Annotated in this window: 7 protein-coding genes; all 7 read left to right on the top strand. The window is 41.4% G+C overall.

Features of this window, described 5'->3' with window-relative positions:
- Window positions 1–10 precede the first annotated feature (10 nt).
- Window positions 11–3232, top strand: a complete 3222-nt coding sequence (locus JKG64_RS07090; RefSeq protein WP_210353622.1) for a TonB-dependent receptor — start codon at window positions 11–13, stop codon at window positions 3230–3232.
- An 11-nt stretch (window positions 3233–3243) separates the two neighbouring features.
- Window positions 3244–4707 carry a RagB/SusD family nutrient uptake outer membrane protein gene (locus JKG64_RS07085; RefSeq protein ID WP_210353621.1) on the top strand — a complete coding sequence of 488 codons (1464 nt, stop codon included), beginning with the start codon at window positions 3244–3246 and terminating at the stop codon, window positions 4705–4707.
- 32 nt (window positions 4708–4739) lie between these two features.
- Window positions 4740–6116, top strand: a complete 1377-nt coding sequence (locus tag JKG64_RS07080; RefSeq protein ID WP_210353620.1) for a DUF5016 domain-containing protein — start codon at window positions 4740–4742, stop codon at window positions 6114–6116.
- 31 nt (window positions 6117–6147) lie between these two features.
- A complete protein-coding gene (locus tag JKG64_RS07075) occupies window positions 6148–7104 on the top strand; it encodes a TolB family protein (RefSeq protein WP_210353619.1) in 957 nt (318 codons plus the stop codon).
- A gap of 343 nt (window positions 7105–7447) precedes the next feature.
- Entirely contained in the window at window positions 7448–8014 is a 567-nt protein-coding gene (locus tag JKG64_RS07070; RefSeq protein WP_210353618.1) for an RNA polymerase sigma factor, read from the top strand.
- 61 nt (window positions 8015–8075) lie between these two features.
- A complete protein-coding gene (locus JKG64_RS07065) occupies window positions 8076–9167 on the top strand; it encodes a FecR family protein (protein ID WP_210353617.1) in 1092 nt (363 codons plus the stop codon).
- A gap of 36 nt (window positions 9168–9203) precedes the next feature.
- Window positions 9204–12539 (top strand): SusC/RagA family TonB-linked outer membrane protein, encoded by a 3336-nt coding sequence (locus tag JKG64_RS07060; protein ID WP_210353616.1) that lies wholly within the window; start codon window positions 9204–9206, stop codon window positions 12537–12539.

The raw sequence follows: 12539 nt of genomic DNA, 5'->3' as shown, positions 1-12539 counted from the left end.
AGCTAATGTTATGAAAAAACATCTATTAGTATGTTGTATGTTCTTCCTGATCCTGATGGGACATGCACTGGCGCAATCAGGTATTAGTATTTCCAAAAAGAATATTAGTATCCGGGACGCACTCTATGAAATTGAGAGACAGAGTCAGCACGCTGTTGCTTTTGACGAAGGAATTCTCAATGTAGATCAAAAAATCAATCTATCGGTCAAAAACAAGCCATTGGCGGAAGTGCTGAGCACGGTGCTTCAGAAAACCGATTGTACATTTACAATTAAGAATAAACATATCATCATCACGCTTAAGGAGGCTAAGAGTGATGTGCAAAAAAGAACAGTTACCGGAAATGTCACCGATTCCACGGGGCGTCCTATCATGGGGGCTGTTTTGACAGTGTTGGGGCATGACATCACTACTGTTACGAATGCAGAAGGTAATTTCAAAATAGCTAACATACCAGCTAATGCTACCATTAGAGTTACTTACGTTGGATTTATTAGTCGTAATGTACGGGTTGGGAGCAACGAGAAGCTGACGGTTACATTACAGCAAGATGCCAAGGAGTTGGAAGAAATTGTTGTTGTAGGTTATGCTACCGTACGCAAGAAAGACCTGACTACAGCAGTAGCTGTTGTGTCGACCGAGGATATCAATGAACGTCCCATCACACAAGCTGCTCAGGCTTTACAGGGAAAAGCCGCTGGAGTACAGGTCGTACAACCTTCTGGCGAACCTGGTGGAGGTCTTATGGTTCGTGTACGTGGGACATCATCCTTTCAGGCTGGCAATGAGCCATTATATGTTGTAGATGGATTGCCCATGAATAATATAGCTAATCTGAGTCCGAATGACATAGAGTCCATGCAGGTATTAAAAGATGCTTCCTCTGCAGCTATCTATGGCGCACGTGCAGCCAATGGTGTGGTCGTTATCACAACAAAGCGTGGAAAAGGAGGTATTCGTTCTTTGAGCCTCAGCAGCTATGCAGGTGTTTCAAGGATAGGCAATACCATTGATGCCCTGAATACCGAGCAGTATAAAGAATATTTGAAAGATCTGAAGAAGCAGGTACCGACTACTACCTTAATACCTGATGATGAAAATCGATATACCAATTGGAACGAGGAGTATTTTGGTACGGGGCTCAATCAAAGCCATCAGCTGGCACTGACAGATGGTACCGAAAAACTGCAGTATTATATCTCAGGAGGGTATATGGAGGATAAGGGAATTATCGAAAAGGCCAACTTTAAGCGTTACAATTTCAGGGCAAATGTGAATAACAAACAGACCGATTGGTTGAGCCTTGGCTTTAGCGTTGGTTATACCCGTACCAATGGGCGGACGATACCCCATAATAAGACCGCTATGCGTGGAGGATCCATCCTCTCCGTGATTAATACACCTCCCTACATGCAAAAGTGGGATCCGTTTAATCCAGGCGCCTATGATGAATTTACATACGGATCACAGTTCTTCTCCCCATTTTTGGCATCAGCTTCGGATGATACCTATAAAACATCCCGCATCGTAGGCTTGACTAATCTGGATTTTACAATAATAAAGGGGGTACATTATAAAGTCAATTTTGGCATCGATGAGGATAGCTCTACAGGAGAGAGTTACCTAGCACCTGGTGCAAATGGCGAAAGCCGTTCTTATAATGGTATGTATTCTGTTTCTGCTTCTAAGAACTTTGAGTGGCTCTTAGAAAACTTAGTTACTTATGATACCAAGTTCAATAAAAATAACCTATCTATCCTAGGAGGAGCAACCATGCAGAAGGCCTTTAACGAAGGTAATGGTGGTGGTGGTCATGATGTGTTAGGTCCTTCGTTAGGTCTTGTGAATATCATCAATCCTGACCAGTCCTGGAGCAATAAAGCATCCTGGTCGTTGCTTTCTTATCTAGCGCGTGTGTCGTATGACTATGATGGAAAATACCTGTTGAGCGCCAATATGCGTACTGATGGTTCTTCCAAATTTGCTCCTGGTCACAAATGGGGGGTATTCCCTTCTGCATCTGCGGCCTGGAGGATCTCTGCAGAACCATTTATGAAATCTACTGAAGGTTATCTCGATGATCTAAAGCTTCGTGTAGGTTGGGGTAAGACCGGTAATCAAGGAGGTATTGGCAACTATGACTGGATGGCGACCTATTGGGCCAGCCGTAACATACCTAAACCCGAAGATCAAAATCAGACTCCAGGTATGAACACGGGACTTTCTTCAAAAGGATATAGAGGGCTGACATGGGAAAAAACGACCCAGTACAATGTTGGGTTAGATGCTAGTTTCTTCAATTCCCGGCTCAACTTTATATTTGACGTTTATTATAAATACACCAATGATCTGTTAAAAACTTTCTATCCTCCAGGTACAGCCGGAAGCACCTACAATATATTGACCAATATGGGGGAGATGAGTAATAAGGGACTAGAGATTGCCATAAATTCCAAAAATATTGTTAAACCTAAATTCAAGTGGAATTCAGAGTTTAATATCTCATTCAATAAAAATAGAGCAGAAAATATAGGTATCACTCCTGTAGAATATTATGCAACCATGTATTCAAATAACCAGCCTGCTATTATTTTAAAGAATAAGAGTCGTTTAGGAACCTTTTTTGGCTACCGTACACAGGGAATTGACCCCGAGACCGGCGATGTGATTTATCAGGATCTCGATGGTAATGGTCGTATTACTCCTGAGGATAGAACGATACTTGGCGATGCACAGCCTTTATTTACCGGAGGTATCACCAATACGTTTACCTATTCCAATTTTAGCGTGTCTTTGTTCTTTCAGGGATCCTATGGCAATCATATCTTCAACGCCTCAAAGATGGATATGACGGGGATGCAAGATTTTAGAAACCAGTCTTTGGAGGTATTAGACCGATGGAAACGACCAGGGATGGTTACAGACGTTCCGAGGCCAGGAAATAGAGAGAATATCTGGAACTCCGATCGGTATATTGAGGATGGGTCTTATCTGAGACTCAAGAATCTGAGTTTCACATATGACTTTGATACGAAAGGAAGATTGTCCAAGTTGGGCGTCCGAAAACTACAACCTTACTTTACTGCCCAAAACTTATGGACCTGGACCAAATACTCGGGGTATGATCCTGAGGTAAACGCATATGGTTCTAGTGCTTTAGAGTTAGGGATAGATTATGGTACTTATCCGCAGGCTAAAACCTTCGTATTAGGTATTAATGTAGAATTTTAACTGCAATAGTCATGAAAAATAAGAAGTATATATTATTGAGCATAGGAATCAGTCTGTTAAGTCTTAGTTCCTGTAGTTTTTTGGATACCGAAAGCTTTGCCGCTTTGGTTGGTGAGCCACAGGACCAAGTTGAGCAGGCATCAGCCTACAAGACAGCGACCGACGCACAGCGCGAAGCTGCTGGATTGTATGAAAATTTTAGAAACAATACCTTTCAGTTTGATTTGTTTGGGTACAATGATATTCAATCTGACAACTGTTATCACGGTGGAGATGGTGTTCCGGGGGAAGAAATGGATGCCGTTAAGCTAAACCCGGACAATGATAAAGTCAAAATATTATGGAATGAATATTTCAAGATGGTTGGCGATGCCAATATCGTAATCGATAATACCGAGCTGATGGATTCTAAGTCAATCGATCCGCAGACGCGTAATAAAATTGTTGCTGAAGGGAAGTTTGTTCGTGCCTATGCCTACTTGGATTTGGTCCGTATTTATGGAGATGTTCCTCTATTGCTCAAGATGATACCCGCTATGTCGTCCGAGAATTTAGAACAGATACGCCCGCTATTGTATCCTATGCGTGCCCCAAAGGAGGAAGTTTATGATCAGATTGTCAAAGACCTGAATGAAGCAATCCCCCACTTGGCTAGTGTCTCTAAAGGGAGTAGTAGTGCGACCAAAGGTGCAGCCTACCTACTATTGGCAAAGGCTTATGCGAGCCGCAGTACAAAGAGCAGTCGCGATTATAATCAAGTCGTTGCATACTGTAATAAAGTGATTGGCGAAGGGTATCAGTTGGTCAATGAATTTGACGATTTATGGAAACCTGAGATCAAATTTACCAGCGAGAGTATTTTTGAAGTCAATTATGAAAATGAAAAGCCAAATTGGGCATATTGGGTACTATTCAGTGAGGCTGATGGGCAGATTACCTGGAGACGGTACTGTACACCTACACACGAACTTATAACCAAATATACGGCTAATGATAAGCGTTTTGAGTCATCCATTGTTTATAAGTCGGTCGATTACGATACCCATTATCCAAAGGGTAAGTATCCGATATCCAATAAAATAAGAAATAAAGTTTCCAATATAAAGCTGTTAAGGCTGGCCGATGCGCTACTATTGAAAGCGGAAGCCTTGGTAGAGCTTAATAATGTTAGCGAAGCGATGACTATTGTCAATATGATAAGAAAGCGAGCTGGCCTTTCAGATATTACCGGGGTACCTGCACAAGGTGCCGCCCGAGAGATTGTAGAGCTAGAGCGACAGCTCGAACTGTATATGGAGGGACACCGGTGGTTTGATTTGTTACGTAATGAACGCGTTATACCAGTGATGACCAATCATAAATATAAGGATGGAAAATTGCTCGTACCTGTTTTAGAAGAATTTAGGCTAGTGTGGCCTGTTCCCCAAAATGAGAAAGATTCCAATCCGAATCTAGTTCAGAATACAGGATATTAATAATTTTCATAACAGCCTAAAATTATTTAAGAATGAAAAGGATTATATATATACCCTTGATACTATTGGTGGTGAGCTTTCTTTCCTGTAGTAAAGATCTGCAGGTAGAAAAATCAGTTCCTACCATTAGTCGTGTTGAGACGGTCGGTGCTGTCATTGCAGTAACCGTACCCAGTACTGTCAGTTTTAATGTTACCGTAGAGGATGCTGTCAGGCCATTGTCTACTTTGGATATCGAAGTTCTGATCAATGACCTCGTTGTTGAATCAAGATCCATCCGTACCAAAGGACATCGTGCTACAGTCGAGAATGAAGCGATTGCAATTCCATTTGTAAAAGATATGGATCCAGTCGAAGATGTTGTGGTGCGTTTCACTAGTATCAATGTGGACGGAGATCACGCGACAAAAGATATCATTATCAAAGCTACACGGCCGATATTACCTTCAACCCTTTATTACCTTATTGAAGGGGCTAGCCCTATATTGCTGACTAACTCTATCGCAAATCCCTTTGTTTACAAGTCTGCCGAAGGCATATTTGAGAGCAAGGTTTCGGGCAAGATTGCTACAGAAAGTTCGCTTGTTGATGCTGATTTTATCTGGGGGAAAGGGCGTTACGAGAGTGAGTCCGCTATAGTAGGTAGCACAGGTGATGATATCGAGTTCGATTATACCGGTATGATTGTAAAGCAGATTATTTTTGATGCACAGACATTTCTGATTGATGTACAGGGCGATGTAGCGACCAAGATAACACTCAATCCTAGAAATGATGCGACAGATAGCGAGATGAAATCGGCTATTGTAAGCCTCAAAAAAGGACAGTTCCTAGAGATAGCAGGGGTAAACATGGAAAGTAATCTTAATCCAGATTTTTTCAATCATAGCGCCTCAAGCAAAATTTATGAATTCCTAGGAGAAGACGGTGATTGGGAGATCATATACTCCCCAAAATACAAAGGACTTTGGGTTACTAGGTTACAGGATGAAGCCCCGACCAACTATTGGGTCGTAGGTCATGGATTTACTACGGCTACCAGCTGGCATGCCGATTACAAGGGGATTGGTTGGGATCTAGATGATTTCAAGCAGGTTGCTTATGCCCGGAAAATAGAAGAGAAGGTTTATCAAGCCACTGTTTTTATATCCAACGAACATGACTGGGAGAGTTTTGAGTTTCAGTTCTATAGTAATAGGACCTGGGAGGCGGTACCGGCAGAGTTTTCAGCAGCTTCTATTCTGGGTGATAAGCAAGGGTTTTCTATTGGAGCACCTATCGCTGGTAAACCTGGAAAGTCTATTAGTATTACCAATGCTTCTGGTTTTGTTCCCGGGTATTATAGACTTGTTCTCGATCTAGGACAAGGGGTAGAGAAAGCAACCGTACATATCACTAAGATAAATTAACTATAAAACCGACCATAAATAAATACTTACGATGAAAAATAAACTGATCATTACATTAAGCTTGGGACTGCTTCCTTTTCTGGGATGCAGCGACAACAATGTTGTAGAAATAGAGAAAGCAGAATTGCCTACCCATTTTAAGGGACAGCTTTTATATCACACGTATACCAATTATGGCGCTAATGACTCGGAGATATTCCTATACGATTTTAGCAGTAACAAGATTCAGAGTTTAAGTTCCAGTTGGACAATCAAAAATCCCATGAATGCGCATATTTCACCAGATGGTAACCATATCGTATTTATGGGGATCAGTGAGGATACCGATAGTTGGGATATCTTTATGTATGAGCTGAACTCGGGACATCAACCCGAAAACCTGACCTTGATTGGGCAGACGAGGGATGAGGATCCCAAATTCTCTCCCGATGGCAAGCGGATTGTATTCAAGCAAGATTCCCGCATTGTAGAGATGGATCTCGCCAGTCGCAAAGTCACTCGGTTGTCTCCCAAAGGCTATGGCATCCCTTACTATAACTATGACGGGACCAAGGTCGTCTGTACGCAAGGCGATGCCGCGACCTCTTCAATTGCTATCATTGATGTAAAAACCAAAGAAATTCAAGAGACGGTTTATGACTCCGAAGGAGTTCAGGATTATTATCCCATCAATGCCGATCATAATTCCTTTTATTATTCCGTAGGGTTGTCAAAAGCCAATACAGTGGACCAGGTGTACCGCGGTTACTGGAGCGGTTTACGCAGTTACAAGTTACCTTTTAATGCCAATGATGGAAACTATTCCGATGCTTATCCAATGGATGCAAACTGGGTAATATTGTGCAGTACTCGTCCAGATACAAAAGGAGGTTATGATCTTTACGTTGCCAATGTCAATACTGGAGATATCTATTCTATGGACCAGTACAATTCTGAAATCAATTCTCCCAAGCAACAATTGGGACCCTGTTATTTTGAAAAGAAATAAGGGATTCAAAAAAAGACCTGAAGCGGGGAGCTTCAGGTCTTTTTAACTAACCAATTATTAACCTAAATTATGAATACTGATACAGTTACAAAAGCTGTGCCGATATTTTCACTGCCTGTTATTTTTAAGATAAACATTACATTAAATTAGTTTTGGGAGAGATAATGTTGGTGGGAAATGGAAGTTTGCAAGTCACATTTTAGCATGTAATTGTATACATAAGGTGACTCAATATTGTTTTTCTCGATTTTTATTCAATATTTTTATGGCATAAATTTAAAGGATAGATAACTTAACCTAGATATAATATAAGCTTTATATCAGGTAATCTAAATTTGCCAATGTGAATCCAGATCAATTGAATAGCGCTGACGAGGCAGAACAGTATCTGCTTGATCAACTCGTTTCGGGCAGTCATGACGCTTTCGAGAAGCTATACCGTCTGCATTGGGTATTTGTTTATAATCAAGCCTATAAAAGACTCCATAATCAGGATGATGCAGAGAATATCACTCAGGATATCTTTACAACTTTATGGGAGAATAGAGAAAAAATAGCTATTCAAAATCTTAGGGCTTACTTGTTTGTCCTTGCCAAAAACAAAACGCTTAATTTTATTCTTAAGAATAAGCCATCTCTGATCACAGATTATGAAGAGAGTTTGACCAACGATTCATCCCCATTAAAGGATCTGCTCACTAAGGAAGCTTATCACAGCCTCCAAGAAAAAATTCTTTCGTTACCTCCCCAGCAACGCACAGCTTTTGCTATGCGATATGAAGAAAATAGATCTACCGATGAGATTGCAGCAGTTATGGGGCTATCTGTAAAAACTGTGCGTAACCATCTTGGCAAAGCTATTTCTACCATTAGAAGCATCTTCAAAACCATTATTCTTCTTTTCTTTTAATTTTTTTCTGAAGCGACTGGGCTTTCGTGTTTTTCATCGGTCTTTAGTATAAGAACAGAAGATGAAAAAGAAAAAAGACCTTAAAACCATTATACAGAAATATCTTCAGGGAAGCGCAAGCCAGGAAGAAATAGACCGTGTAGAGCATTACTACAATGAATCACAGTCAGATCTCGATATTACCAAAGAAAAGTCCGACTTACAGCTTCAGGAGCTTGAGTCCCGTATGTGGAATCGTATTCAAAAAGGCGATAATATCAAGCCTTTGCGTCGTCCTGGTCGAGTCTATTTACGCTGGGCAGCGGCAATAGTTTTGCCTTTATTATTCATCGGGGGATATTATCTCAGTAGACATGATGCAGAGGAGATCAATCTAGCCACAGTTGGCCCCGGTAAGATTGGCGCCAGTCTGATTACAGAAAACGGTCAGGTATACTCCCTTACATCACTAGCAGACTTGGCTAAGCTCGAAGGGGAAGGCATTTATCGTGAAGAAAGCGGAGTAGAGACAGCCATGCATGAGATCGTAACTCCTAAAGGAGGTTATTATCAGTTAGTCTTACCCGATGGTACATCTGTATGGCTTAACGCGGCTACTGTTATACGGTTTCCTTCGCATTTTGCGAAAAATAAGCGCGAAGTCTTTTTATCTGGAGAGGCTTATTTTGATGTGACACATGATAAATCAGCCCCTTTTATTGTTCATACTGATCAACAGTCTACAAAGGTCTTAGGGACAAAGTTCAATATCACTTCGTACAAAGGGCAGCAGACCGATGTCGTAACCTTAATAGAAGGTTCTGTAGAAGCCTCCTCACAGCATAATGAAACCATACGGATGACTCCCGGGCATCAGGCTCATATTGGTAAGCATATACGCTATATAGCAGTAGATAATGCCGAAGATGTTGCAGCATGGCGTAATGGCGAGTTCTTCTTTGATAATACCCCAATGGATGAAGTAATCACTTGTATAGGCCGTTGGTACAATATCGAGGTAGATCTAAATAATCTTCCAAATAATAGATTAAATGGATTGATAGATAGAAATGTGCCGTTAAATAAGCTGTTAGACCTGATTGAAACCACATCGAATGTCAAGATCATTGTCAAAAACGGCCGACTGACAGTTGCTACAAATCAAGGAAAATAATATGCGAGTAATCAACCTAATTAAACAATCAAATTCATGAGTTTTTTTAAAAGAAGAAAAGGGGCATTATGGCTGGCTTTGGCATTACAGGTAGGAGTGCTGGTGCCCTCTGTCAGCGCCGCGTCCTTACAACGGGTATCGTTGGATGTTAAAAATGAAAAACTGGTCGATGTATTTAAGAAAATAAAACAGCAGACCAATGTTTCCTATCTATTCGATGGACAGTATGGCAGCGAAGCAAACAGGGTATCTATAAAAGCACAGAATGTAGAACTTTCAGAGCTACTGCCAGAAGTTTTTAAAGGACAACCTTTCGATTATGAATTGAATCAAGGTGTTATTGTTATAAAAGATAAAGCTAGAGCAGTATATACTCCACGTAAGGTAGATGTTATCCAACAGTTTGTGGCTGGCTTCGTCGTTGCAGAAACAGGTGTTCCTCTTATTGGAGCATCTATACAGTTGGTCGACGGTGGAAAAACTACACAAACAGATGAAAAAGGGTATTTTAGCTTACCTACCGTAGCCAGTTCCGCTACAGTACGTGTCAGTTTTACGGGATATGAATCTAAGGTCGTCACCATTAGGATGCATGAAGCACCTCGGATTATATTAAATGTTGAAGAAAAACTATTAGAAGAAACTGTCGTTGTGGGATACGGTACGCAACGGAGATCTTTAGTCACTAGCGCTGTAGGTAGCCTCAAAATAGATGACTCCAATATGCGTCAGGTAGCAAGCCCTACCCGGTTACTTGAAGGTCGTATTGCTGGGGTTAATGTGTCCATGGGGTCCGGCAATTTAGCTTCTGGTGAGAAAATTACGATTCGGGGTAACTCTTCCATTAGCGCTGGGAACAATCCTTTATATGTGGTTGACGGGGTACCGATCAATACATCCGATATGGCTTTGTTTTCATTTGGTGAGTCCTATAGTCCATTGGCGGCGTTCAATCCTGCTGACGTCGAGTCGATCGAAATTCTAAAAGATGCAGCTTCGGCAGCTATTTATGGCTCACGTGCCAGTAATGGAGTCGTTCTCATCACTACAAAATCAGGTAAAGCAGGTAGAAATGATGTCCGGGTGAATGTAACAACTGGTTTTAGCCAATTTGCCAATAAGAATAAAATAAAACTGGCCGATTCAGAGCAGTATATTGCAAGCTTTAATGCAGGAGTAGACAACTATAATAAACAATATGATCGAAAGATAGGAGACAGTGACTATAAAATACGTATACAGAATCCCTATCAGGGACTCCCTGATACCGACTGGCTCGGATTGGTTTTACAGACCGGATATTTCCAGAATTATGATGCCGCACTATCGGGAGGAAATACAAAGACCAATTATTATTTTGGATTGGGGCTTACTGATCAATCTGGGGTGGTGAAGAACAATGCGATCCGAAAGTACAATCTCAATACAAAAGTCAGTCACAAGTTTACAGATTGGTTGGAAGTCGGTGCTAATAATATGGGCAACTTTATTAAGAACAACCAAGTGCCCGGAGCCAATTTAGGCTCCACCATTATCGCTCGGGCTATCGAACAGCGACCGTTTGACCGTCCATTTAAGCCCAATGGTGACTATTATGTGGGTGGTACCGACGAGCTGACGCGTCACAATCCTTTACAGATTCTGAATGAACAGGATGCATATGTAGATAATTATCGATACCTCGGCACCTATTACGGACAGGCCAACTTTCTCGATCACTTTTCGTTCCGTTCGTCTTTTAATGCCGATATAGGTTATACCTATGACTATACATATTATAATCAAAAGCATCCCTATGGTACTGGGGTAGGACGTCTTTTGGATTATAACAGGTTGATTCAGAATGTTGTTTTTGATAATGTGCTGAACTATAATAATTCATTTGGCGATCTGACAGTATCTGCCATGTTGGGGCATTCCTATCAGAAACAAATGAGCCGTTCGTCGTCAATTGATGGACGCGGATTTCCGACCCCGTCCTTACAGGTTATATCTGTTGCCTCCGAGATATTTGCTGCTAGCGGTGGTGTTGGAGAATATGCTTTAGAGTCTTATTTTGGAAGAGGAACTTTCTCTTACAAGGATCGTTATTTGATGACTGCCACGCTACGTGCCGATGGATCGTCTAAATTTCATAGGGACAACCGTTGGGGCTATTTCCCTTCACTTTCTTTTGGTTGGAATATCTCCAATGAAGAGTTTATGGGGGTAAATGAAAACGACCTGAAATTCCGAGCAAGTTACGGAGTCACGGGTAATCAGGAAGGCATCGGACAGTACGCCTATCAGGCACTTATGTCGGGTGGTCAGAACTATGGCAATGAGTCCGGTATATCAGTTTCCTCATTTGGTAATAAAGACTTGCGTTGGGAAAAAGCCAATCAGTACGACGTAGGTTTCGATGTTTCCTTCTTTAAAAGAAAACTGAATATCGTCTTTGATGCCTATTATAAAAAGACCTACGATCTTCTTTACAGTATGCCAATCCACGCGACAACAGGGATGACCAGTATCGTTAGCAATGTTGGCTCGATGATGAACAAAGGTTTAGAGCTGGGAATCAACACGAATATACTATTGGGTCAGGTACAATGGAAATCCACATTCAATATCGCACACAATACGAATCGCATCACGTCATTGCTCGAGGATGAAGCTCCTATAGCTATCGGAGATAACAGAGCTTTGAAAGTAGGGCAGAGCATCGGTGCATTCTATTTGTTTGATTGGGATGGGTTATTTCAATATGATGGAGAAGTTCCACAGGAGCAGTTCGAGTTAGGGGTACGTGCGGGCGATGTGCGCTGGCGCGATATTGATGGTAATAATATTATAAATGACAACGATCGGGTTGTTACCGGAAATGCAAATCCTAAACTCACAGGGGGGTGGAACAATTCATTTTCTTATAAAGGGGTACAGTTAGATTTCTTATTTACCTATGCCTATGGAGCAGATGTCTATGCGCAGTGGAAATCAACAGGGATGGCCAATTTAGGGGCAAACTTCGCTAAAGACTTAAGTTATGTCGAAAATGCATGGACAGGTGCAGGTAGTACAAACGTATACCCACGGGCATTGGTTGGACTAGGGCATAATACCAAGAACTCAACACGTTTTCTTGAAGACGGTTCTTTTATTCGTTTACGATCTATGACATTGGCGTACAATTTTGATAAGCAATTGGTCAGACAGATTAAACTAAATGGTCTGCGGGTGTTCGCTACGGTAGATAATTTATTTCTGTTGACCAATTATTCGGGATGGGATCCAGAGGTAAACAGTAATCTTGACCCAAGGTTCTACGGTGTTGATCTATTTGGTGTTCCCCAGCCTAGGACATTTAGCTTTGGCGTAAACATAAATCTATAA

The organism is Sphingobacterium tabacisoli, from assembly GCF_017908035.1.
In the GTDB taxonomy this organism is placed as follows: Bacteria; Bacteroidota; Bacteroidia; order Sphingobacteriales; family Sphingobacteriaceae; genus Sphingobacterium; species Sphingobacterium tabacisoli.
This window is presented reverse-complemented; position numbering and strand designations above follow the sequence as displayed.